The organism is Mesorhizobium sp. B2-3-12 (assembly GCF_006442205.1).
Taxonomy (GTDB): domain Bacteria; phylum Pseudomonadota; class Alphaproteobacteria; order Rhizobiales; family Rhizobiaceae; genus Mesorhizobium.
Map to the genome: position 1 here is coordinate 174,405 of NZ_VFVR01000003.1, position 23,517 is coordinate 197,921.

25 protein-coding genes are annotated in these 23,517 nt (G+C 64.8%); 12 read left to right on the forward strand and 13 right to left on the reverse strand.

From position 1 onward, the window contains the following. Positions 1–3 precede the first annotated feature (3 nt). Genes kdpC through FJ948_RS11165 form a run of 3 tightly spaced genes read left to right on the forward strand, consistent with a single transcriptional unit; the run spans position 4 to position 4,046 of the window. Positions 4–567: a potassium-transporting ATPase subunit KdpC gene (gene kdpC / locus FJ948_RS11155; protein ID WP_140704260.1), complete on the forward strand. Its 564-nt coding sequence runs from the start codon at positions 4–6 to the stop codon at positions 565–567. A gap of 57 nt (positions 568–624) precedes the next feature. Continuing rightward, positions 625–3,360 carry a sensor histidine kinase KdpD gene (locus FJ948_RS11160; RefSeq protein WP_140704261.1) on the forward strand — a complete coding sequence of 912 codons (2,736 nt, stop codon included), beginning with the start codon at positions 625–627 and terminating at the stop codon, positions 3,358–3,360. Then, positions 3,357–4,046, forward strand: a complete 690-nt coding sequence (locus tag FJ948_RS11165) for a response regulator transcription factor (RefSeq protein ID WP_140704262.1) — start codon at positions 3,357–3,359, stop codon at positions 4,044–4,046. The genes FJ948_RS11160 and FJ948_RS11165 overlap by 4 nt, the downstream gene beginning before the upstream one ends. 24 nt (positions 4,047–4,070) lie before the next feature. Here FJ948_RS11165 and FJ948_RS11170 read toward each other — a convergent pair whose 3' ends face one another. The 7 genes from FJ948_RS11170 to FJ948_RS11200 all read right to left on the reverse strand — a co-directional run bounded on the left by FJ948_RS11170 (position 4,071) and on the right by FJ948_RS11200 (position 9,747). Further along, entirely contained in the window at positions 4,071–5,507 is a 1,437-nt protein-coding gene (locus FJ948_RS11170; RefSeq protein WP_140704264.1) for an MFS transporter, read from the reverse strand. 282 nt (positions 5,508–5,789) lie between these two features. Then, complete coding sequence (locus FJ948_RS11175; protein WP_140704266.1) at positions 5,790–6,272, reverse strand: DUF992 domain-containing protein; 483 nt, start codon at positions 6,270–6,272, stop codon at positions 5,790–5,792. A 90-nt stretch (positions 6,273–6,362) separates the two neighbouring features. Beyond that, positions 6,363–6,839, reverse strand: coding sequence for a DUF992 domain-containing protein (locus tag FJ948_RS11180; protein ID WP_140704268.1), 477 nt, complete (start codon positions 6,837–6,839; stop codon positions 6,363–6,365). A gap of 209 nt (positions 6,840–7,048) precedes the next feature. Next, the gene (locus tag FJ948_RS11185; RefSeq protein WP_140704270.1) at positions 7,049–7,891 is read right to left on the reverse strand and encodes a tetratricopeptide repeat protein; all 843 of its coding nucleotides are present in this window, start codon (positions 7,889–7,891) and stop codon (positions 7,049–7,051) included. Between the two features lie 139 nt (positions 7,892–8,030). Beyond that, positions 8,031–8,297, reverse strand: coding sequence for a 30S ribosomal protein S21 (gene rpsU, locus FJ948_RS11190; RefSeq protein WP_010911429.1), 267 nt, complete (start codon positions 8,295–8,297; stop codon positions 8,031–8,033). 176 nt (positions 8,298–8,473) lie between these two features. Beyond that, positions 8,474–8,860: an SET domain-containing protein-lysine N-methyltransferase gene (locus FJ948_RS11195; protein ID WP_140704272.1), complete on the reverse strand. Its 387-nt coding sequence runs from the start codon at positions 8,858–8,860 to the stop codon at positions 8,474–8,476. A 128-nt stretch (positions 8,861–8,988) separates the two neighbouring features. Then, positions 8,989–9,747, reverse strand: a complete 759-nt coding sequence (locus FJ948_RS11200) for an SDR family oxidoreductase (RefSeq protein ID WP_140704274.1) — start codon at positions 9,745–9,747, stop codon at positions 8,989–8,991. A 248-nt stretch (positions 9,748–9,995) separates the two neighbouring features. On the opposite strand from FJ948_RS11200, the gene FJ948_RS11205 reads away from it, so the two are divergent. From FJ948_RS11205 to FJ948_RS11240, 8 genes are all read left to right on the forward strand, one after another. Continuing rightward, positions 9,996–11,249 (forward strand): sarcosine oxidase subunit beta, encoded by a 1,254-nt coding sequence (locus tag FJ948_RS11205; protein WP_023793829.1) that lies wholly within the window; start codon positions 9,996–9,998, stop codon positions 11,247–11,249. A 2-nt stretch (positions 11,250–11,251) separates the two neighbouring features. Next, positions 11,252–11,674, forward strand: coding sequence for a hypothetical protein (locus FJ948_RS11210; protein WP_140705023.1), 423 nt, complete (start codon positions 11,252–11,254; stop codon positions 11,672–11,674). Between the two features lie 11 nt (positions 11,675–11,685). Then, positions 11,686–11,997, forward strand: a complete 312-nt coding sequence (locus tag FJ948_RS11215; RefSeq protein WP_140704276.1) for a sarcosine oxidase subunit delta — start codon at positions 11,686–11,688, stop codon at positions 11,995–11,997. After that, on the forward strand, positions 11,994–14,987 hold the full coding sequence (locus FJ948_RS11220) for a sarcosine oxidase subunit alpha (RefSeq protein WP_140704278.1): 2,994 nt from the start codon (positions 11,994–11,996) through the stop codon (positions 14,985–14,987). Before FJ948_RS11215 ends, FJ948_RS11220 begins: the two co-directional genes overlap by 4 nt. After that, positions 14,980–15,555, forward strand: coding sequence for a sarcosine oxidase subunit gamma (locus tag FJ948_RS11225; protein ID WP_140704280.1), 576 nt, complete (start codon positions 14,980–14,982; stop codon positions 15,553–15,555). Before FJ948_RS11220 ends, FJ948_RS11225 begins: the two co-directional genes overlap by 8 nt. Positions 15,556–15,614: 59 nt before the next feature. Beyond that, entirely contained in the window at positions 15,615–15,854 is a 240-nt protein-coding gene (locus FJ948_RS11230) for a hypothetical protein (RefSeq protein WP_140704282.1), read from the forward strand. A gap of 75 nt (positions 15,855–15,929) precedes the next feature. Beyond that, positions 15,930–16,715, forward strand: a complete 786-nt coding sequence (locus FJ948_RS11235) for a ThuA domain-containing protein (RefSeq protein ID WP_140704284.1) — start codon at positions 15,930–15,932, stop codon at positions 16,713–16,715. Continuing rightward, positions 16,715–17,764, forward strand: coding sequence for a Gfo/Idh/MocA family oxidoreductase (locus tag FJ948_RS11240; RefSeq protein ID WP_140704286.1), 1,050 nt, complete (start codon positions 16,715–16,717; stop codon positions 17,762–17,764). Before FJ948_RS11235 ends, FJ948_RS11240 begins: the two co-directional genes overlap by 1 nt. A gap of 47 nt (positions 17,765–17,811) precedes the next feature. On the opposite strand, the gene FJ948_RS11245 is transcribed toward FJ948_RS11240, so the two are convergent. The 6 genes from FJ948_RS11245 to FJ948_RS11270 form a co-directional block, all read right to left on the reverse strand. Continuing rightward, the gene (locus tag FJ948_RS11245) at positions 17,812–18,057 is read right to left on the reverse strand and encodes a DUF680 domain-containing protein (protein ID WP_140704288.1); all 246 of its coding nucleotides are present in this window, start codon (positions 18,055–18,057) and stop codon (positions 17,812–17,814) included. 187 nt (positions 18,058–18,244) lie between these two features. Then, the gene (locus FJ948_RS11250; protein ID WP_140704290.1) at positions 18,245–18,889 is read right to left on the reverse strand and encodes a TetR/AcrR family transcriptional regulator; all 645 of its coding nucleotides are present in this window, start codon (positions 18,887–18,889) and stop codon (positions 18,245–18,247) included. Between the two features lie 105 nt (positions 18,890–18,994). Beyond that, entirely contained in the window at positions 18,995–19,771 is a 777-nt protein-coding gene (locus tag FJ948_RS11255; RefSeq protein WP_140704292.1) for an SDR family oxidoreductase, read from the reverse strand. 3 nt (positions 19,772–19,774) lie between these two features. After that, complete coding sequence (locus FJ948_RS11260; RefSeq protein ID WP_140704294.1) at positions 19,775–20,809, reverse strand: phosphotransferase; 1,035 nt, start codon at positions 20,807–20,809, stop codon at positions 19,775–19,777. Beyond that, the gene (locus FJ948_RS11265; RefSeq protein WP_023770549.1) at positions 20,806–21,291 is read right to left on the reverse strand and encodes a MaoC family dehydratase; all 486 of its coding nucleotides are present in this window, start codon (positions 21,289–21,291) and stop codon (positions 20,806–20,808) included. The genes FJ948_RS11260 and FJ948_RS11265 overlap by 4 nt, the downstream gene beginning before the upstream one ends. A 41-nt stretch (positions 21,292–21,332) precedes the next feature. Further along, positions 21,333–22,148 carry an SDR family oxidoreductase gene (locus FJ948_RS11270; RefSeq protein WP_140704296.1) on the reverse strand — a complete coding sequence of 272 codons (816 nt, stop codon included), beginning with the start codon at positions 22,146–22,148 and terminating at the stop codon, positions 21,333–21,335. A 122-nt stretch (positions 22,149–22,270) separates the two neighbouring features. Here FJ948_RS11270 and FJ948_RS11275 point away from each other — a divergent pair, with 122 nt between their 5' ends. Beyond that, positions 22,271–23,512, forward strand: a complete 1,242-nt coding sequence (locus tag FJ948_RS11275) for an acyl-CoA dehydrogenase family protein (protein ID WP_140704298.1) — start codon at positions 22,271–22,273, stop codon at positions 23,510–23,512. The last annotated feature ends 5 nt before the right edge of the window (positions 23,513–23,517 follow it).

Consider the following 23,517-nt stretch of genomic DNA (forward strand, 5'->3'; position numbering starts at 1 on the left):
CCGATGCTCAAGCAAATCAGACCCGCGATCATCATGATCGTCTTCTTCACCGTGCTGACCGGGCTCGTCTATCCCATCGGCATGACCGGCATCGCGCAGGCGCTGTTCCCGCGCCAGGCCAATGGCAGCCTGATCGAGAAGGACGGCAAGGTGATCGGCTCCGAACTGATCGGCCAAGCCTTCGCCAGCGACAAGTATTTCCACGGCCGGCCTTCGTCCGCCGGCAACGGCTATGACGCCGGCGCCTCGGGCGGCTCCAATCTCGGCCCGAGCAACCCGAAGCTCATCGAGCGCATCAAGGGCGATGCCGAAAAGCTGAAGGCCGAGAATCCGAACGCGGCGGTGCCGATGGGCCTGGTGACCACGTCCGGCAGCGGTCTTGATCCGCAGATCAGTCCGGATGCCGCTTATTTCCAGGTTCCGCGCGTGGCCAAGGCCAGGGGCGTCGACGAAGCCAAGGTCAAGGCGCTGGTCGACAGCCAGGTCGAGGATCGGGAATTGGGCGTGCTCGGCGAGCCGGTGGTCAATGTGCTGGCGCTAAACCTGGCGCTGGATGCCGCGCAATAGTTGATGGCCGGCGCCGGGGATCGACACGGTCCCCGGCGCCATTCATGATCGGACCCGATGCCGGACGACAGAAGCAACGTCGAAAACAGACCATCCCCCGACGCGCTGCTCGAGCATGCCGAGCGGGAAGGGCGCGGGCGTCTGCGCATATTCCTGGGCGCGGCACCGGGTGTCGGCAAGACTTACGAGATGCTGATGTCGGGCCGTGCCAGGCTGGCCGACGGCATCGACGTTGTGATCGGCGTGGTCGAGACGCATGGCCGCAAGGAAACCCTAGCCCTTGTCGAGGGCTATGAGGTCATTGCCCGGCGCAAGGTCGACTACAAGGGGCGTGTCCTCGCCGAGATGGACATCGACGCCATCCTTGCCCGGCGTCCGGCGCTGGTCCTGGTCGACGAGCTCGCCCACACCAACGCGCCCGGCAGCCGCCACCCCAAGCGCTACCTCGATGTTCAGGAGATCCTGGCGCGAGGCATCGACGTCTATACGACGCTCAACGTCCAGCATGTCGAAAGCCTGAACGACATCGTCGCGCAGATCACCCAGGTCCGGGTGCGCGAGACTGTTCCCGATTCCGTCATCGACCGGGCCGACGATGTCGAAATCATCGATCTGACGCCCGACGACCTGATCAAGCGGCTGGAGGAGGGGAAGGTCTATTTCCCCAACACGGCGCAGCGTGCCGTCGAGAACTATTTTTCGCCGGGCAATCTGACGGCGTTGCGGGAACTGGCGCTGCGGCGCACCGCCCAGCGCGTCGACGAGCAGTTGCTCAACCACATGCAGTCCCACGCCATCCAAGGGCCGTGGGCGGCGGGCGAAAGGGTGCTCGTCTGCGTCGACGCGCGTCCGGGCGGGGCAGCCCGCATTCGCTACGCACGCAGGTTGGCCGACCGGCTTCGTGCGCCATGGACGGCGCTTCATGTCGATACGCCGCGCGCGGCCGGCATGTCCGAGGACGACAAGGACCGGCTCGCCACAGTCCTGCGCCTCGCCGAGCAGCTCGGCGCCGAGGTGACGACCATTCCGGGCCAGAGCGTCGCGCAGGACATTGTGCGCCATGCGACAGCCAACAACTTCACCCACATCGTGGTCGGCAGGCCGACCCGGTCGCGCTGGCGCGAACTGATCGAAGGGTCGCTCACCTACGATCTGATCCGCAATGCCGGCGACATCAGCGTCCATGTTATTTCGGGGACCGAGCGCAACCCCGATGCGCCCTCGAGAGCTGTCAAAGCGGCGACCGAGCGCAAGCCTTTTCAGATCTGGCCCTATCTGTTCGCCACCGGCTATGTCGCGGGCTCATTGGCGGTCAGTACGGTTCTCGACCAGTTTCTCGACGTTCGTAACCTGGCGATCGTCTTCCTGCTCTCCGTGTTGACATCGGCGGTGGCCGGCGGTCTCTGGCCGGCGCTTTATGCCTGTTTCCTCAGTGTCCTTGCCTTCAACTATTTTTTCCTCGAACCGCGCTATACGCTGACCATCCGCGATCCCGAGAGCATCGTCGCGATCGCCGTCTTCGTCGCCGTCGCGGTCATCGCCAGCAACCTGACGGCGCGCGTGCAGCGTCAGGCGGCGGCCGCCCGCTCGCGGGCGCGGGCAACGGAGGACATCTATCTCTTTTCCAAGAAGCTCGCCGGCGCCGGCACGCTCGATGATGTGCTCTGGGCCACTGCTTTCCAGATCGCCTCGATGCTGAAGCTGCGCGTGGTGCTGCTGCTGCCCGAAGACGGCACGATCACGGTCAAGGCAGGGTATCCGCCCGACGACACGCTGGCCGAGGCCGACATCGCCGCCGCGCGCTGGGCCTGGGAGCACAACCGTGCCGCCGGACGCGGCGCCGACACGCTTCCCGGCGCCAAGCGCCTCTATCTCCCCTTGCGGACAGGGCGAACCGCGATCGGCGTCGTCGGTCTCGACAACGACAAGCAGGGTCCGCTGTTGACGCCCGAGCAACAGCGGCTGCTCGACGCGCTGGCCGACCAGGCCGCGGTGGCGATCGAACGCATCCAGCTCGTCGCCGATGTCGACCGCGCCAAGCTAGCCGCCGAAGCCGACCGGCTGCGCTCGGCGCTGCTGACCTCGATTTCGCATGACCTGAAAACGCCGCTCGCGGCCATCATGGGGGCAGCGGGCACGCTCAAGGAATTCGCACCCGACCTGCCCGAGCAGGACCGGGCGGAGCTTCTGTCGACGGTGATCGACGAATCGGAGCGGTTGAACCGCTTCATCGCCAACCTGCTCGACATGACCAAAATCGAGTCCGGGGCGATGGAGCCGAATTACGCCCTCCATTATGTCGGCGATGTCGTCGGTACGGCGCTCGACCGTGCCCGCAAGATCACCAGCGAGCACAAGATCGAGGTCGATATTCCGACCGACCTGCCGATGCTGCGGCTCGATCCCGTGCTGTTCGAACAGGTCCTGTTCAACCTTCTCGACAATGCCTCGAAATATTCGCCGCCCGGCTCGACCATCCGCGTCCAGGCCTGGGGCGACAATGGCTCCGTCATCGTTCAGGTCATGGACGAGGGGCCGGGGATTCCGGCGCACGACCTGGAGCGCGTGTTCGACACCTTCTACCGGGTGCGCAAGGGCGACCAGGTGCGCGCCGGCACCGGGCTGGGCTTGTCGATCTGCCGTGGCTTCGTCGAGGCGATGGGCGGCACGATCGCGGCCGCCAACCGGACCGATCGCCCCGGTGCGGCCTTCACCATCAGGATGCCGGTGCCGGCGCAATCGCGTGCGATCGGCACCCGTGGCGACGAGCCCGGTACGGACCAGCCCCGATGACCAATTCGAATGTCAGCATACTGGTTGTCGATGACGAGCCGCCGATCCGCAAGCTGCTGCGGGTCGGTCTGGCCAGCCAGGGCTATGCGATCAGCGAGGCGCCGAATGCCAAGGTGGCGATCGAGTTGATGGAACAGGAAAAGCCCGACCTCGTGCTGCTCGATCTCGGCCTGCCCGGCATGGGCGGCCATGAGCTGCTGCGCAAATGGCGTGACGAGGGCCTCGACGTGCCGGTGGTTATTCTCTCCAGCCGCACCGACGAAGCCGGCATCGTCAGTGCGCTGGAACTCGGCGCCGACGATTATGTCACCAAGCCCTTCGGCATGAACGAATTGGTGGCGCGCATTCGCGTGGCGCTGCGGCACAAATTCCAGCAGCAAGGCGAGAGGCCGGTTTTCCAGAGCGGCGACCTCAGCGTCGATCTGGTCAAGCGCATCGTCAAGGTCGAGGGCAGGGAGGTGAAGCTCTCGCCGAAGGAGTACGACATACTGCGCATCCTGGTTCAGCACGCCGGCAAGGTGCTCACCCACCACTTCATCCTGAAGCAGATCTGGGACGATTCGACCGACGTGCAGTATCTCAGGGTCTATGTGCGCCAGCTCAGGCAGAAGATCGAAAAAACCCCCGACCAGCCGCGCTACATCACCACCGAAACCGGCGTCGGCTACCGCCTGCGCGTCGAGTGACACAATCCGGCGCTGGAACCCGCGTCAGCCGATGACCGCGAGCGGCCGATTTGCCGCCGCCGATGTCCTCAAGGCGGCGAGACAGCCGAGAATGCCGAGCGGCACGAAGGCGAGGAACAGCCAGCTCGCGACATTGGCCGCCGCGTCATGGTTCAGGCCTTGCGAAAAACCGCTGGCATTGGCGACGATGCCGGCAAGGGCGGCGCCCACGGCGTAGCCGATGCGCTGCATGGTCGGCACCGCGGCCGAGGCGATGGTCTGTTCGTCGTCCGGGGCCGAGGCGACGATGACGCGGGTCAGGAACGGCCAGGCGATGCCGAACCCACCGCCCTGCAACAGGGCGCAGACCAGGATCAACGGGATCGAGCCCAGGGGTATCGTGTAGGCGAAGCCGGCGATGCCCGCCGCGATCATCACCGCGCCGCAGACGATGATCAGCCGCTCGCGCTGCTGCGGCGCGTTGGCGACGAGGATCGACAGGATCGACCAGGCGATCGATTCGGCGGCGATGATGTAGCCAGTGGTCAGCAGCGGAATGTCGTGCAGGCTGGTCAAGAGCAGCGGTCCGTAGACGCCGAACGAGCAGGTCGCGATGGAAAAGGCGGCGACCATGGTCATGCCGGCGCCGACCGGCGTGCGCCATGAAAACAGCCGCGCCGGGAACAGCCGGGAGCGCGGCTTCAGCGCGTCGATGTAGAAGAACAGCGCCAGCCCGGCGAGGCCCAGCACGATCAGCAGCGAGGAACGCAACAGGGCGATGTCGACGCCGGCCGAGGCAATCAGCACCACGGCAATGGCAAGGCAGGCAAGCGCCATGAACGGGAAGGGCGGCGCCTTGCCCGCGCCGGTGCTGGGTTTCTTCGCCTCCGGCGTGTCGAGCACGAGGAAGCTTGCCAGCGCCATTGCGGTGCCGCCCAGGGTGAAGACGCCGAAGGCCCAGCGCCATGACAGCAACTCGGTCATAACAGCGCCGAGCAGGGGGCCGCTGAAGGCAGCGACGCCCCAGATCGCCGACATGATGCCGAAAAGCTGCGGCCAGATGGCACGCGAAAACAGCCGCTCGACCGAGACAAAGGCCAGCGACACCAGCGCGCCGCCGCCAAGCCCCTCGATCAGCCGGCCGGCCAGGAACAGTTGCATGGACGGCGAAGTGGCGCAGATCAGCGCCCCGGTAGCGTAAAGAAGCGCCGCGACCACCATGTTGGTGCGCAGCGCCACGTAGCTCACCAGCCGTCCGGCCGCGGCGCCGGCGACGATGGCGCCGAGTTCGTAGATCGCCAGCGACCAGCCGACGAGCTGCACGCCGGCCAGTTCGCCGACCATGGCCGGCATCACGGTCGCCACCATCGTCTCATTGGTGGCGTGCAGCAGGATGCCGAGGCTGATGAAGCAGAAGCGCGCGAGGTCGCCGCTCGCCCACAATGCGCGCCAATCGACCCTGTTCGTGCTGATCTCGGTCATGTCCATCCCTGACTCTGCATATCGCGATGCCGGCGCACGGCACCAGAAGCCAGCAAGGGTTTCCGGCAGGACCATGCGCACGCTGTTCCAGTCGGGGCGGGCTTGTAAAACCTCAAGCGTGGTTGAGTTCAAGCGGACTTTTGTCGAAATGCAAACATTCGCGATTGGCGGAAGCCTCTCAACCTCGTCATTCACGGGCGGAGAAGCCGCGAAGAAACCCGTTTCGACGCGACACGCCCTAGGATGATGAAGCGATGGGGGCGACCGTCCTGATCCTGCTGATCAATTCTCGGTGCTGCGCAGCTGGAACTGGCTGACGCCGATGGCGAGGTTGACGCCGGTTTGCGTCTGCAGGCTGAGCGGCTGCAAGGTGAAGGCTTGCGAGGAGCCGCCGACCAGGAGATTGGCGCCGGCGCCGACGGCTGCGGTCACTTCGGCGCTGGCGCCGATATAGTCACCCGCCAAGGCGCCCGGGGCGTAGATGTTCTTCAGCGGCGTCAGCACCAGCCAGCGCATCACCGCCTGCTTGGTCGTGCCGATGTCGAGGCCGTATTTGTTGACGGCGCCGAAATAGGCTTCCGGGGCGAAGGTCTTGTCGGCCGGAGTGAAGGTGCAGCTCAGATCCTTGCTCGAACCGAAAATGAAACCGGTGCCGCCCGATATGGCGCATTCAAGCGTGCCGAGTTCGATGCCCTGATCTTGCGCTCGTGCCGGGCCGGCAAGCACGGTTGCGATCACGGCAGCGGCAATGGCTGTCCTCGGCATGGCGTCCCCAAAAATCAAAAACGGCGCGGAACCATCCTATCGGGTTCCGCGCCGCGAAGTGAAGGGCTTGGAGTCGAGGCTCCAATCCGCTTATTTGAGCGAGTGGATCAGCTCCAGCGACGTCACGGCCACGGCGAGGTTGACGCCGGTCTGCGCCTGGACGCTGAGCGGCTCCAGCATGAAGGCGCTGTCGAAGCCGCCGACCAGCAGGTTGGCACCGCCGCCGGTCAGGACGCTCGCCTCGGCGTTGACGCCGTAATAGCTGCCGGCAAGGTCGCCAGCGTCACGGTCGCGGGTCGCGGCAAAAACGGCCCAGACGAGCTGGCCCTGATGCGTCTTGCCGAGATCGACGCCGATCTTGGAGATGACGCCGGTGTAAATTTCCGACGGACCGTGATGGTAGGGGCGGAAAACGCAGGACACACCCTTGTTGGAGGCGACGATATAGCCGGTGCCGCCATCGATGGTGCAGTCGAGGGTGCCGAGCTGCAGCTTGCCGGCGCTGGCCGGAGCGGCGGCGAACACGGTCGTTGCAAGGGCGGCGGCGCAGACGAGTTTCTTGATCATGGGAGGGTCCTTTCGCAGTCAGTCTTCGGTAACGTCTCGGGTCCCGCGACCGTTCCGCTGAAAACTTGGCGCGAACAAGGCAAGGGTCAACGGCTTGCCGCCGGGGTTAACGCGGGGTTGCCGGTTTGAGGGCGATATGCCTCGCCGCGTGTCCTTGTGGACACGCACACGATGTGGTGGAACGCTATGCGGGCTTGTAGAGGCCGATGTCAGCTGACGCGGGCGAGGCCGTCCTTGGCCGGCTGGTAGCTGGGGTTGAGGCGCACGGCCTCGCGATAGGACTTCGCCGCCTTGGCCTTGTCGCCGCGCCGTTCGTAGATCAGCGCCTGGTTGGCCCAGGCCTCGGCGTTCTGGCCGTCGAGCTTGATAGCCATGTTGAAATCGGAGAAGGCGTTGTCCTCGTCGCCCGTCGCCAGATAGGAGAGGCCACGGCCGTTATAGGGCTCGGCCGCGTCGGGGGCCAGGGAGATGGCTGTCGAGAAATCCTCGATGGCGAATTTGTGCTGGCCCTGGCTCTGATAGATCAGACCGCGATTGTGGTAGGCGCGGGCGTCCGTCGTGTCGAGCTGGATCGCCTTCTGGAAGTCGGTGAAGGCATCCTGGGTGCGGCCGGCCTTACGGTAGAGATTGCCGCGGCCGATATAGGCGGCGTCGTAATTGCCGTTGATCTGGATCGAGCGGTTGTAGTCCGCAAGCGCTGCTTCCTGGTTGCCGAGGAAGCGCTGGATGAGGGCCCGGTTCGAATAGGCCTGGTAGAAATTCGGATTGAGCTGGATGGCCTGGTTGAAGTCCTTGAGCGCCGCCTGGTACTGGCCGCCGCGGCCATAGGCCGAGCCGCGCACATTGTAGCCCTCGGGATCCTGGGGATTGCGCTGGATCACCGCCGACAGCGAGGAGATGTTCTCGCTCGACCCTTGCGCCTTGTCGATGTTGTTGAACTCGCCAGCCGGGCCCGATGTCTGGCAGCCGGCAAGCACCAATCCGGAAAGCAGGGCCGCTGTCAGGGCGAAACCACGCAATGCGGTCCCGCGCTCCACGCTCGTTGCGTTCATGTCTGCCCTGTCCTCACTTGCGCCGTCGTTCGGGTCCGGTTCCCCCCTCCGGGCCGGTCATATCAAAATAAAAGGGTGGCGGCGATTCCGCATCGCGCCACCCTGGTATCCTTCGAAAAGGACGAAATATTGGCGATAATCAGCGCGGCGGACGCGCTGCACCGGCGGCACCGCCAGCAGCGACCGGACGCGGGGTCATCGGCAGCAGGCCTTCGCGCTGTGCGCGCTTGCGGGCCAGCTTGCGGGCGCGGCGAACGGCTTCGGCCTTTTCACGGGCGCGCTTCTCGGAAGGCTTCTCGTAGTGGCCGCGCATCTTCATTTCGCGGAAAATGCCTTCGCGCTGCATCTTCTTCTTGAGCGCGCGAAGCGCCTGATCAACGTTATTGTCGCGGACGAGTACCTGCACGGGCAATCCTGTCTTTCGGGTTTGATATCAACAGGCAAGTAGCCATAGCCACAAGCCTCCGCGGCGCTCGACACCACGAATTGTGGCGGCTGATAGCAGAATCAAGCCTCGCTGTCCACAGTCGAAATGATGGACGGCAGCCAAATTGCCACGGTCGCCTGGAGATAGGGCGCCCGTTACGCCGTCGCCAGGTGCAGCCGCTCGAAATCCTCGAAGAACTCTCCGTAATCGCAGGTGATCTCCTCGCCGACGGCGATATCCCGGGTCGCGGTCGCGCCGCCATAGTGCGAAAAGTCGGTGTTCGGCGTGGCCGAATGGTTCATGAAGCGGCCATTGTCGACCTCGTAGACCATGAAACCGGGCTTGTCCGGGCTCGGATAGGCATAACGTTCGAGCAATTCCCTCAAGGGCTGCGAGGCCGTCTCGTATTTGTCCATCGGGATCAGCCGGTCGAAATCCGGATCGAGGCGCCAGATCGAGGCGCCTTTCGCGACCGGCTCGGCGGCGAACATGCCGACGCCTTCGATGGCGCTCTGAGCGACATAGGTTCGGATCAGCATCATGGCTTCAAGACCCGTTTTGGTAAAAGGACCCGTTTCGACAGGAAACGAAATCGCCAAATCGGGCGCAAAAAGCAAGACCGGCGGCCTGCGTCACAACGACGAACAGGCCTGTTCCCCGTAAAAATCCTTCACGTCCGGTTGATCGACACGCCGCCATCGGCAAACAGCGCGGTTCCCGTGGTGAAGCTCGAGGCGTCGGAGGCGAGGTAAAGCGCGGAGCGGGCGATCTCTCGCGGTTGCGCCATGCGCTTCAGGGCATGGAGGCCCTCGACAAAGGCGCGGGCCTCGGGCGTGGTCGTGGTCGCGCCTGGCGTGTCGGTGCCGCCCGGCAGCAGCGCGTTGACGCGCAGTCCCTTCGGTCCGTATTCGGCGGCAAGCACCTGCGTCAAACCGATCAGGCCGGCCTTGGCGGCGGCGTAGGCGGCCATGCCCGGCATGCCGGCTGTGTACCCGACAAAGCTCGACGTAAAGATCAGCGAGCCGCCGCAGCGCTCCAGCATGGCCGGTATCTGATACTTCGCGCCGAGAAAGGCGCTGGTCAGGTTGGTGTCCATCGTCCCGTGCCATGTCCGTGCCGACATGTCGGGGACTGATCCCATCAGTCCAACGGAGCCGGCATTGTTCAACGCGATGTCGAGTCCTCCGAAGCTGCCGACCGCCAGCTCGACGAGGGCTTTCGCGTAGGTCTCGTCGGTGACATCCCCCGCGAGGGCGACGGCCGTGCCGCCGGCGTCCTCGATTTCGGCGGCGAGCGCATCAAGCTCCGTCTGGCGGCGGGCGGAAATGACGAGCCTGGCGCCCTCCTCGGCGAACAGCTTTGCGGTGGCGCGGCCAATGCCGGAACTGGCGCCGGTGATGATGGCGATCTTGTTGGTGAGTGCGAGCATCTTTTGCATCCCTGTCCTTCGCGCCGGTCTCGCCGGCAATCGGGATGCTTGGTCACAGATCGGGCCGGGCAGAGCCACCCGATACGTGCCAATGTGCCGATGCCTTGCTTGCGTCTTTTTCAGCACGGCGCAAAACGGCAAGCGCCGTCGCAAACAGCGCAAGGATGGCAGCGCGGTTTCGCTAGTGATACACCTCGCGCGCCGGGGCTTGATGATGAACGCCCGGCTGCCATTTGCGAGGCTGGACCGTGAAGAAATACTCTGTATTCGCCATCGCCCGCGAGGCCATGCGCGGCCACAAGGGCTGGGAGGAGCAATGGTCCTCGCCCGAGCCGAAGAAGGAATACGACGTCATCATCGTCGGCGCCGGCGGCCATGGCCTGGCCACCGCCTATTATCTCGCCACGGTGCACGGCATCACCAATGTCGCGGTTCTGGAAAAGGGCTGGCTCGGCGGCGGCAATACCGGCCGCAACACCACCATCATCCGTTCGAACTATCTCTATGACGAGAGCGCCGGCATTTACGACCATGCCCTGAAGCTGTGGGATGGGCTCAGTCAGGAACTCAACTACAACGTCATGTATTCGGCGCGCGGCGTCATGATGCTGGCCCACAATGTGCACGACATCCAGGTGCTGAAGCGCCACGTGCATGCCAACCGGCTCAACGGCATCGACAATGAATGGCTGACGCCTGAGCAGGCAAAGGAATTCTGCCCGCCGCTCAACACCTCCAAGGACGCACGCTATCCGGTCGTCGGGGCTGCCTTGCAGCGCCGCGGCGGCACGGCGCGCCACGACGCTGTCGCCTGGGGCTATGCGCGCGGCGCCTCGGCGCGCGGCGTGCATATCATCCAGAACTGCGAGGTGACGGGCGTCAAGCGGGCTGCCAATGGCGCGGTGACGGGCGTCGACACGACGCGTGGCTTCATCGGCGCCAAGAAGGTCGGCGTCGTCGCCGCCGGCCATTCCTCGGTCATCATGAATATGGCCGGCGTGCGCATGCCGCTGGAAAGCTATCCGCTGCAGGCGCTGGTGTCGGAGCCGATCAAGCCGGTCGTGCCTTGCGTTGTGATGTCGAACACGGTGCACGCCTACATCTCGCAGTCCGACAAGGGCGAACTGGTGATCGGCGCCGGCACCGACCAGTATGTCTCCTATTCGCAGACCGGTGGGCTGCACATCTTGCAGCATACGCTCGACGCCATCTGCGAGATGTTCCCGATCTTCACGCGCATGAAAATGCTGCGCTCGTGGGGCGGCATCGTCGACGTGACGCCCGACCGCTCGCCGATCCTGGCCAAGACGCCGGTGCCCGGCCTCTATGTCAATTGCGGCTGGGGCACGGGCGGCTTCAAGGCGACGCCCGGTTCGGGCCATGTCTTCGCCCACACCATCGCCAAGGACGATCCGCATCCGATCAACGCGCCCTTCACCATCGAGCGCTTCCGCACCGGCCGCCTCATCGACGAAGCGGCGGCGGCGGCGGTGGCGCACTGATGATGATGGCGCAGATGGCTGTCGCCATGCCGCTGATGCTGGCGGGGGAACAGGGCATGTTCCATTTTCCTTCGGCGGACGAATTCCGCACGCAGCCGATCAGCCGCGCTGGAAACGAGGCCAACTGGCCATTTACCGTCGACGACGGCGTCCTGGCCTGCGTGTGGAGTGGCGGCCAGAGAGTGGTCATGTTCGTGGAGAACAGACCCGCCGATCTCGACGAGGACGAACCGTTCGAGCCACGTCGCGTCATCGTCACGACCGATCCGATGCAACTCACCATCGGCAACATGGCGTATCGCGATCTGTTTCGCCCGGCCGCAAGCGTGGAGGAGCGCATCCGGCTCGTCGCGCCATTTGCGGCTATGGGCCAAAGGCTTTGCGACCAACCGGCCGGCGCCCACGTCGGTCACGGCGAATTGTAGGAACAAACACGATGCTTCTCATCCGCTGCCCCTATTGCGAGGAAGAGCGCCCGGAACTCGAGTTCCGCAACGCCGGCGAGGCGCATATCGCGCGCTCGGCCAACATATCAGGCGAGAGCGACGACGACTTCGAGAAGTTCTTCTTCATCCGCTCGAACCCCAAGGGCATCATTTATGAGCGCTGGCGACACATGCATGGCTGCGCGCGCTTCTTCAACGCGGTGCGCGACACCGTGACCGACAAATTCGTCATGACCTACAAGGCCGGCGAGCCCAAACCCTCCAAGCTGCCCAAAAACTCCAACGAAGGAGTTGCGAAATGAGCGACGCGTTGCGCATTTCGGGCGCCGGGCGCCTCAGCCAGGCCAAGAGCGCGCGGTTCACTTTCGATGGCCAGTCCTATGCCGGCATCGAGGGCGACACGCTGGCCTCGGCGCTGCTGGCCAACGGCGTGCATCTGGTCGGCCGCTCGTTCAAGTATCACCGCCCGCGCGGCATCCTGTCGGCCGGCGCGGAAGAGCCCAACGCGCTGGTGCAGATCGTGCGCGACGATGCGCGAAAGACGCCGAACGTGCGCGCCACCGTGCAGGAGCTCTATGACGGTCTCGCCGCCAACTCACAGAACCGCTGGCCGTCGCTGTCCTTCGACGTCGGCGCGGTCAACGACCTGGCATCGCCGCTGTTTTCGGCCGGCTTCTACTACAAGACCTTCATGTGGCCGAAGGCCGCCTGGAAGAGCCTTTACGAGCCCAAGATCCGCGAAGCGGCCGGCCTCGGGGTCTCGCCCGACAAGCCCGATCTCGACCATTATTCCTCGCGCTACGCGCATTGCGACGTTCTGGTGCTGGGCGGCGGTGCGGCCGGTATCGTAGCGGCGCTTGCCGCGGCGGAGACCGGCGTGCGCGTCATCCTCGCCGATGAGCAGGCCTCGTTCGGCGGCAGTCTGCGCTTCGAGTCTGGTGCGAAGATCGACGGCCAGGACGGCTTTGCGTGGGCGCAAGTGGCGATCGCCAAGCTGAGTGCGATGGACAATGTCCGCGTGCTGCCGCGCACCACGGCGTTCGGCTATTACGCGCAGAATTTCATCGGCCTGGTCGAGCGCGTCAGCGACCACCTGAAGGCCCCGGGCCACGACCTGCCGCGCGAGCGGCTCTGGCAGGTTCGCGCCAAGCGCGTGGTGCTGGCCTCCGGCGCCATCGAGCGCCATATGGTGTTCGCCAACAACGACCGGCCGGGCGTCATGCTGGCGGGCGCGGCACGCACTTTCCTCAATCATTATGGCGTCGCGGTCGGCAGGAATGTCGGCGTCTACACCGCCAATGACTCGGCGTACGCGGCCGCGATCGACCTGAAGAAGGCCGGCGTCAGCGTGGCGGCGATCGTCGATCTGCGCGACAACCCGACCGGCCCGGTGATCGACGAGGCGAGGGCGCTCGGCATCGAGATCAATTTCGGCCGTGCGGTGATCCGCGCCGGCGGCAAGCTGCGGGTGTCGTCGATGACGGTGCAGCCGAAGAATGGCGGCGGCGAACGCACCATTCCCGTCGACGCGATCCTGATGTCGGCCGGCTGGACACCGTCGGTGCATCTGTTCTCGCAGTCGCGCGGCAAGGTCGCCTTCAACGACGAGACCAAGCGTTTCGTGCCCGGCACCTACGCGCAGGACTGCGTCTCGGTCGGCGCCTGCAACGGCACCGACGGCCTGTCGGCCTCGGTCGATGAGGCCTATGCGGCGGGTGCCAAGGCGGCCAAGGATGCCGGAGCCAAGACAACCAATGGCACCAAGCCGAAGGTGGATGCCTCCGAGAGCTGGTCGCGCGGCATGCTGGGCGCGGCGCCGGGCGCCGGGCCGGATACGACGGTGAAAGCCTTCGTCGATTTCCAGAACGACGTGACCGCCAAGGACATCCGCCAGGCGGTGCATGAAGGCATGCGCTCCATCGAGCACGTCAAGCGCTTCACCACCAACGGCATGGCGACCGACCAGGGGAAGACTTCCAACATGCACGGCCTGGCGATCGCCGCCGAGACGCTGGGCAAGCCGATCCCCGAGGTCGGGCTGACCACCTTCCGGGCGCCCTATACGCCTGTCACGTTCGGCGCGATCGTCAGTCATGCGCGTGGCCCGCTGTTCGACCCGACCCGCAAAACCGCGATCCATCCCTGGGCCGAGGCGCAAGGCGCGGTGTTCGAGGATGTCGGCCAGTGGAAGCGCGCCTGGTATTTCCCCAAACCCGGCGAGAACATGCATGCGGCGGTCGACCGCGAATGCGTTGCCGTGCGCAACCAGGCTGGCCTGTTCGATGCCTCGACGCTCGGCAAGATCGAAGTCGTCGGGCCGGATGCGGCCAAGTTCATGGAACTGCTCTACACCAATCCGTGGGAGAAGCTGGAACCCGGCCGCTGCCGCTATGGCATCATGCTGCGCGAGGACGGCTTCATCTATGATGACGGCGTCGTTGGCAGGCTGGCGCCGGACCGTTTCCATGTGACGACGACGACGGGCGGCGCGCCGCGTGTCATGAACCACATGGAGGATTATCTCCAGACCGAGTTCCCGCATCTCAATGTCTGGCTGACCTCGATCACCGAACAGTGGGCGGTCATCGCCGTGCAGGGACCCAAGTCGCGTGACATCATCGCGCCGCTGGTCGAAGGCATCGACATGTCCGACGAGGCGCTGCCGCATATGTCGGTGCGCGAGGGCAAGATTTGCGGCGTTCCGACGAGGCTGTTCCGCATGTCGTTCACCGGCGAGCGCGGTTTCGAGGTCAACGTGCCTGCCGACCATGGCCAGGCCGTCTGGGAAGCGTTGTGGGCGGAAGGCCAGAAGCATGGTGCCACCGCCTACGGCACCGAGGCGATGCACGTGCTGCGCGCCGAAAAGGGCTACATCATCGTCGGCCAGGACACGGACGGCACGGTGACGCCAAACGATGCCGGTCTCGACTGGGCGGTCGGCAAGAAGAAGACCGACTTTGTCGGCATTCGTGGCTTGAAGCGGCCGGATCTGGTGGCCAAGGGCCGCAAGCAATTGGTCGGCCTCAAGACCAAGGACCCCAAGGTGGTGCTGGAAGAAGGCGCGCAGATCGTCGAGGACCCAAAACAGGCCATCCCGATGAAGATGATTGGTCATGTCACATCGAGCTACTGGTCGCAAAATTGCGGCCGCTCCATCGCGCTGGCGCTGGTTGCCGGCGGGCGCGACCGGATGGGCGACACGCTCTACGTGCCGATGCCTGATGGGGTGATCGAAGTGGAGGTTACCGGCATGGTGTTCTTCGACGAGACGGGAGGGCGCCTCAATGGCTAAGGCTGCTGCAAAGACGACGGCGTCGTCCTCGGTCGGGCGGCGTCCGGCATTGGCCGGGCGCGCCATATCAGCGGCCGGCGTCAAGGTCGAGGTGCTGCCGGCGGCGGAGCGCATGTCGCTGCGGGCGCCGGAGGCTTCGCTTGCGGCGCTTTCGAAGGCGCTCGGCGTGACCTTACCGAAGAAGCCGAAAACATCCGCGTCCAAGGCGGGGCGTACCGCACTGTGGCTTGGCCCGGACGAATGGCTTGTCGTCGATGAAGCCGGCAAGGACCCGCTTGCCGATTGCGCGAAAGTTTCCGTCCTGCACTCGTCGGTCGGTATCTCGCACCGCAACATCGCGATTTCAGTTGCCGGCCCAGGGGCCGAGGCCACGGTCAATTCGGGCTGCCCGCAGGATCTGTCGCTCGAAGCCTTCCCGGTGGGCGCCGCTTCGCGCACCATCCTGGGCAAGGCCGAGATCGTGCTGTTGCGCACGGCCGAGGACGCCTTCAGGGTCGAGTGCTGGCGTTCCTTCTCGGACTATGTCTTTACTTTCCTGTCCGAGGGAGCCCGCGACGCCGCCGGCTGATCCGGAACGTTTTGCCGCCCGCATCCGTTGTGCGGGCGACAGGTCGAGGGAGAATGCCGATGTCGTCGAAGTCCGCGCCGAAATCGCTTGGGAAGACGACAGCGAAGACCGCGGCCGTCCGTTCGCTGGAGCATGAGCGGCACCACGACGCCGACGCCGAAGAAGAACTCGAGGAGGGCCTCGAGGACACGTTCCCAGCCAGCGATCCGGTGTCGATCACCAGTTCCGCCATTCCGGGCGCCCCGGCTAAACCCGGCAAGGCCAAGACCGTCCCCGGACGGAAGACCCGCAAGCCCTGATTTAGAAATTTTGGTTGAAGGCATCTTCCCAAGACCTCCATCGATGCGATATTCAAAGCGCTTTGGAGAGGAAAAATGCCTGTCAAAGCCGTAGTCTGGGGCGAAAACGTCCATGAACAGACCAATGCCGCCGTGCGCGACCTCTATCCCCTGACCATGCATGGCACGATTGCCGCCGCGCTCAACCAGGACAAGGGCATCGAGGCGACCACCGCCACCTTGCAGGAACCCGAGCACGGCCTGAGCGAGGCGCGCCTTGCCGCCACCGATGTCTTGCTGTGGTGGGGCCACGCCGCGCATGGCGAGGTCAAGGACGAGATCGTCGAGCGCGTGCAGAAGCGGGTCTGGGAAGGGATGGGTCTGATCGTGCTCCATTCCGGCCATTACTCGAAGATTTTCAAGCGGTTGATGGGCACGCCCTGTTCGCTGAAATGGCGCGAGGCGGGCGAGCGCGAGCGTGTGTGGGCGATCAACCGCGGCCACCCGATCGCGCAAGGCATCGGCGAGTGCCTGGAGATCGGCGAGACGGAAATGTATGGCGAGCCGTTCGCGGTGCCGGAGCCGCTGGAGACGGTGTTCATCTCCTGGTACGAGGGCGGCGAGGTGTTCCGCTCCGGCCTGACCTACCAGCGGGGCGCCGGAAAAATCTTCTACTTCTCACCGGGGCACGAGACCTATCCGATCTACCACAATGAAGGCGTTCAGCAGGTGCTGCGCAACGCCGTGCATTGGGCGCACAACCCGGCTCCGGCATGGTCCGGCATCACCAATGCGCCGAATGTACCGACGGACAAGGCCAAGGAGAAGATCGTCCAGAAAGGCCTGCGCCTGCATGCCGACGGTGACAGGGGGTTGAGCTGATGCATCGCCTGCTCTTGCTCGGCACCGGCTGGATCGCGGCCCATCATATCGAGGAGTTCGGTCAGGTTCCCGGCTGCGCCATCGTCGCTTGCGTGGACCAGCTGCCGGGCCGCGCGGCGGCGTTCGCCGCCGCCAACAAAATAGGTACTTTCTTCGAGAGCCTCGAAGCGGCGATCGCTTGGGGCGAGTTCGATGCAGCCATCAATGCGACGCCGGACCAGGTCCACAAGGCGACGACGCTGGCCCTGCTGGCCGCCGGGAAACATGTCTTCTGCGAGAAGCCGCTGGCGCCGACCTACGCCGATGCGCTTGCGATGAGCGAAGCCGCCGAGGCGGCCGGGCTCGTCAACATGGTCAACCTGACCTATCGCAACACACCGGTGATCCATGCGGCGCGGCGCATGGTGGAGGCCGGCGAGATCGGCGAGCTGCGCCATGTCGAGGCCAGCTACAGGCAAAGCTGGCTGGTCAGCAAGTTCTGGGGCGATTGGCGGGTCGACGACAAATGGCTGTGGCGCCTGTCGGGCCGACACGGTTCGACAGGTGTTTTGGGCGATGTCGGCATCCATATCCTCGACTTCGCGACCTATGGGGCGGCCGAGGATATTGTCTCCCTGCATGCCGATCTGGTGACGTTTCCGAAGGCCGAGGGCGACCGCATCGGCGATTATGTGCTCGACGTCAATGACAGTCTGGCGATAACGGCGCGGCTCAGGTCAGGCGCGCTGGCCACGATCATGGCCAGCCGCTACACGACAGGCCATGGCAATGATCTGTCGCTGGCCCTACACGGCACCAAGGGCGCGATCAAGGTCGAGACCGATGGCAAGGTTTCGCGACTGTCCGCTTGCCTGGGCGACGACGTCCATCAGCACCGTTGGCGAACGTTGACGCCGCCTGACGTCAAACACAATGCCCGGCGCTTCGCCGATGCGCTGGACGCGGGACAGAACGGCGATCCGTCGTTCCGGCGCGCCGCCGAGATGCAGAAGCTGATCGACGCGGCCTTCCAAAGTTCGGCGGCCAAGCTGCCGGTCTCGATCGCTTGAAATCATCATGTGGCCGGCTGAGCCGGCCACAACCAACCTTGCAAATCTCAGTAGGCGCTCGGCATGATCCACGGGTTCACCGTGATGCCGAGGCGCGGGCCCTTGCCTTCGGTCGTGGCTTCCGTGGAAGCCTTCTTGTCGACCGAGCCGGTCGAAGCGCAATCGAGCTTCACATTGGTCCTGGTGTCGACGCAGGCGGCGGGCACATGCTTGACCGCATGGGTCGTGTTGGCGGCAAAGGCCGAGCCAGAAAGTGCCAGCACGCCGGCGAGGGTGAGGAGGGTCTTTTTCATGGTCAGTCTCCGGTTTCGACGGTGAATTTATTCCGTACATGTACGTTACTTCGTACAAATACGTTCGTCGATCGCGGAGTTCAAGGGTAAATCGTACACGTACGGTAGTTTTCTGTTAACCGAGAAATCCGCCCCCGGTTTGGCTCGGAAAGGCGGCGCGGAAATCTGGAAACGAAAGGCTTGCAGATCAGCAGTTGACCGGTGTCTCGGTCAATGGCGGCACATCCTGCGTGCTGAGCGTGGCAAGGGTGAAGTCGCACATCCGTTTCACGAAAGCCTGCGCGTCCCCGAAGGGATAGAAGGGGAAGGTGATCAACAGCGAGATGGTGCCATGGCCGACCGCCCACAGCATGGTGGCGATGGCGCGCGGATCGCCATGCAATTTCCCGGCGGCGACACAGGCCTCGACCCTGCTGATCAGCACCTTCATCGCCGGATTGCCTTCTTCCATGTCCTCGTAGCTCCTGCCTTCCGGCAGCCTGGTCTTTTCGGTCATGAAGACGGTGCGGTATTCATTTGGGTTGCCGAGCCCGAAAGCGGCATATTCGGTCATCACCGCCCGCAAGGCCTCGATCGGATCGTCGGACGGGTGCTCCTCGATGCGCCGGGCAAGCGTTTCGAACGCGTCCTCGGCCAGCGCGAAGAGGATGTCCTGCTTGTCGGCGAAATAGGAATAGACCGACATCGGCGCGTAGCCGACCCGCCTGGCCAGCTTGCGGATGGTCAGGCCCTCGTAGCCTTCTTCCTGGACGAGCTTGTGCGCGGCCTCGACAAGCTCCGAGCGGAGTTCGGCCTTTTGTTTCTCGCGGCGTTTCTGGACGCTCAGCGGCAAGTCCGTTGCCCTTGTCTGGTTGGTGCCTGGCTAAATTATATACGCTGTACGGAAACGAACAAGGCCGCCGACGGTTCCCAAGCGGCAGGCGCCAGATCGCGGGGATCAGATCGCGCCGATACCGCCGTCGACGGCCAGCGCATGGCCGGTCATGAAGGAATTGGCCGGGTCGGCGGCAAACAGGATGGCGGTGGTGATTTCGTCGACTTCGGCCGCGCGCTTCATCGGCACGCCACGGGTCAGTTCGGCCAGCGCCTCTGCCTCCGGCGCGCGGGAGACGCGCACGAAACTGTCCACCATCGCCGTCCTGGTGTGGGCGGGGCAGATGGCGTTGATGCGCAGGCCCTTGCTGGCATATTCGACCGCCGCCGAGCGGGTCAGTCCGACGACGCCATGCTTGGCCGCGGCATAGACCGAAAGTTTCGGCGCGCCCGAAAGGCCGGCGGCCGAGGCGATGTTGACGATGGCGCCGCCCCTAGCCGTCGCCTTGAACTGCTGCTCCATCCGCGGGATCTGGTGCTTCATGGCATAGAACACGCCGAGCAGGTCGACCTCGAGCACACGGCGTGCTTCGTCCGATGGAACCTGGGGCAGGCGCACGAAACTCTGGACGATGCCGGCATTGTTGACGGCGACATCCAGGCGGCCAAATCTTTCGACCGCCAGCGCCACGAGCGCTTCCGACAACGCCTCGTCGGCAATGTTGCCGGCCAGCGTGGCCGTTTCGGCATCGAGCGTCCCGGCGAAACTCATCAGCGCCGTTTCATCCAGGTCCGAGAGAACCAGCCGGGCGCCTTCGGCGGCAAAGCCCTTGGCGGCGCCACGGCCGAGGCCGCCGGCCGCGCCCGTGATCAGCACCGTAGCTCCATCAAAGCGGCCCATTGCCTAGCTCTCCTTGTCGATCAACTCGGCGGCGAGGCGCGACAGCAGCTTCACCGCCTCGCCATAGGTCCTGGCCTTTTCGGGATTAGAGGCATTGCCGTCCAGCGCCCGCTTGTAGACACCCTGGCAGATTGCAGCCAGCCGGAAGAAGGAGAAGGCGAGGAAGAATGTCCAGTTGCCGATGCCGGTGAGCCCGCGTCGTCGGCAATAGGCAGCGACATAGTCTTCTTCGGTGGGCAGGCCGAGCGCCAAGCGATCGATGCCGCCCAGGCCGCGAAAGCCTGAGGCGTGCGGCAGGCGCCATTGCATGCACTGATAGGCGATGTCGGCGAAGGGGTCGCCAAGCGTCGACAATTCCCAGTCGAGCACGGCCAGCACATCCGGCCGGTCCGGCGCGAAAATCAAATTGTCCAGCCGGTAGTCGCCATGCACCAGCGCAATGCGGCCATCATCGGCCGGCACATGCGTCTCAAGCCAGGCGATCAGGCGGTCCATGTCGGCAATGGCGCCGGTTTCCGAGGCACGGTACTGGGTGGACCAGCGCGCCAGCTGGCGTTCGAAATAATTGCCGGGCCGGCCGAAATCGCCGAGCCCCACCGCCTCGACATCGACATCGTGCAGGGCGGCAAGCGTGGCGTTCATGGCGTCGTAGATGGCCGCGCGTTCATCGTCGCCGCGCGCCTCCGGCAATGCCGGATCCCAGAAAATGCGGCCATCGAGGAAGTCCATGACGTAGAACATGCGGCCGATCGGCGAGTCCTCGGTCGACAGGTGCAGCATTTCGGGCACGGGCACGGCCGTGCCGGCAAGCGCCTTCATCACGCGGAATTCACGGTCGACCTGGTGCGCCGATTTCAGGAGTTGGCCTGGCGGCTTAGCGCGCAGCACGTAACGGCCGCTTTCAGCCGTCAGGAGATAGGTCGGGTTGGATTGGCCGGACTTGAATTTTTCGATGGCCGCGAGCCCGGAGAAGCCCGGTATTTGCGCCTCGAGGTAAGGCGCGAGCGCCGTCTGGTCGAGCGCGTTCGGGTCGCTCATGCGGTCTCGGGCTGGCGTTCAAGCAAGGTCAGGGTCAACCAGCGGGCGGTCAGCGCCGGTTTCTTCGAGCCCTCGATCTCTATGGTCACGTCGTGCGCCGTCTGCACCCAGCCCGACGGCCTGACCTTGACGTCGGCCAGCACGAAACGGGTGCGGATGCGCGCGCCGGTCTTCACCGGTGCCAGGAAGCGCAGCGAATCGAAGCCATGGTTGACGCCCATCTTGCCGTTTTCCAGTGGCGGCATGGTCTCGAAGGTCATCGCCGACAGCAGCGACAGCGACAGGAAACCATGCGCGATGGTGCCGCCGAAGGGCGTCTCGCGCTTGGCCCGTTCCGGGTCGCAGTGGATGAACTGGTGGTCGTCGGTGGCGTCGGCGAACTGGTCGATCATACGCTGCGTGACCACGCGCCAGGGCGAGACGCCGACTTCCTTGCCGACGCTGGCCAGAAGCACATCGAGACTGATCGGTTCCACGCTCACGTCCTCCTGTTTTCACCTCCGGCTTCTGCGGCCGGAAAATGTCATTCCTTGAACAAGGTCAGCCCATGCTGCACCGACTGCCCGCCGTCAATCGGCAGGATGGCGCCGGTGACATAGCTGCCTGCACGGCTGCACAAATAGAGCGTTGCGCCGGCAATGTCATCCGGTGCGCCGATGCGGCCGATCGGGACATGGTTGCCGACATGCCTGGCCTGTTCGTCCGTGCCGGTGGCGAAAGCCGTCATGCGGCTCTGGAAGGGGCCGGGGGCAAAGGCGTTGACGGTGACGCGGCGGCCGGCAAGTTCGAGCGCCAGCGTGCGCGTCAGGTGATGCACAGCCGCCTTCGAGGCGGTGTAGGAATAGGCATCGTCGGCCAGCGGCTGCGTGCCCATCACCGATCCCAGATTGATCACCCGGGCCGGATCGGCGTCGCTGGCGCCGGCATCGAGCAGCGGCAGCAATTCGCGCGTCAGATGGAAGACCGCGGTGACGTTGACGCCGAACACCTTGGCCCAGGCGTGGTAGGGAAAGCTTTCCAATGGCGCGCCCCACGACACGCCGGCATTGTTGATCAGAATATGCAGTTTTTCGGTGCGCGCCCTGACCTCGCCGACCAGGGCGGCAATGCCAGCCTCGCTGGAGACGTCGCCGGCAAAGCCTTCCGCCTTGCCCGGGGCGCCAAGCCCGTTCAACTCATTGGCCACCTTGATGCAGTCGTCGCCCTTGCGCGAGGCGATCATCACGCTGGCGCCGGCCCTGACCAGCGCGGTCGCCGCCATGCGGCCGATGCCGGTCGCCGCTCCCGTCACCAGCGCGGTCTTGCCGGCAACCGAAAACAGCTCGTCGAGATAGCTCATCCGAATTTCTCCGCGCCTTGCCCCGCCTGCGGGCAAAACAGTTCGCGTTGACAAGGCTATCCGAAGTACGGTCATCCTTGCCACGGGTAAAATGCCTGGCCTGCATGAAGGGTTAGCGACCGATGACGCAGATGAATCTCGGCATGACCGAGCGGCTGAAGCCGATCCACGCACGCGTCGCGGCCATGGTGCGCGACGAGATCATGCCGCTCGACAAGGAATTCCTCGGCGAAGTCGGCAAGGAAGGCGACCGCTGGGTCTACAGCAAGCGCCAGAGCGAGATCCTCGAAGGGCTGAAGAAGACCGCCAGGGACCGCGGCCTGTGGAATTTCTGGCTGACCGGTTCGGAGCGCGGCTACGGCCTGTCCACCGTCGAATACGCCTATCTGGCGGAGGAGATGGGAAAGGCGCATCTGGGCGCCGAAACCTTCAACTGCTCGGCGCCCGACACCGGCAATATGGAGGTTCTGGAACGCTACGGCACGGCCGAGCACAAGCGGGAATGGCTCGAACCGCTGCTGGACGGAAAAATCCGCTCGGCCTATCTGATGACCGAGCCGGATGTCGCGTCCTCCGACGCCACCAACATTGCCATGCGCTGCGAGCGGCAGGGCGATGACTATGTGCTCAACGGCGAGAAATGGTGGGCATCGGGCGCCGGTGACCCGCGCTGCGCCATCTATATCGTCATGGCGCGGACCGGCGGCGATGAGGAGCCACAGCACCGCCGCCATTCCATGATCCTGGTGCAATCGGACGCCAAGGGCGTGACCAAGGTCCGCGCCATGCAGGTCTATGGCGACGATGACGCGCCGCATGGCCACATGCACCTACGCTTCGACAATGTCCGGGTGCCGGCCTCGAACCTGATCCTCGGCGAGGGCAAGGGTTTCGAGATCGCCCAGGGGCGGCTCGGTCCCGGCCGCATTCATCACTGCATGCGCGCCATCGGCCAGGCCGAGATGGCGCTGGGAATGCTGTGCCAGCGTTCGGTGCGCCGCGAGGCGTTCGGCCAGAAGCTGGCAAAACTTGGCGCCAATTTCGACATCATCGCCGAATGCCGCATGGAGATCGAGATGGCCCGGCTGCTCTGCCTCAAGGCGGCGTGGATGATCGACCAGGGCGACGCGCGCGCCGCTGCGCCCTGGATCAGCCAGATCAAGGTGATCGCGCCGCGCGTCGCGCTGAAAGTCACCGACGAAGCGGTGCAGATGTTCGGCGCCCAAGGCATCAGCCAGGATACGCCGCTCGCGCGCTCGTGGACGCATCTGAGGACCCTGCGCCTCGCCGACGGGCCTGATGCCGTGCATCGACGGCAGGTGGCGCGCACCGAGCTCAAGAAATACACGCAGGAAAAGATCTGAGCGCT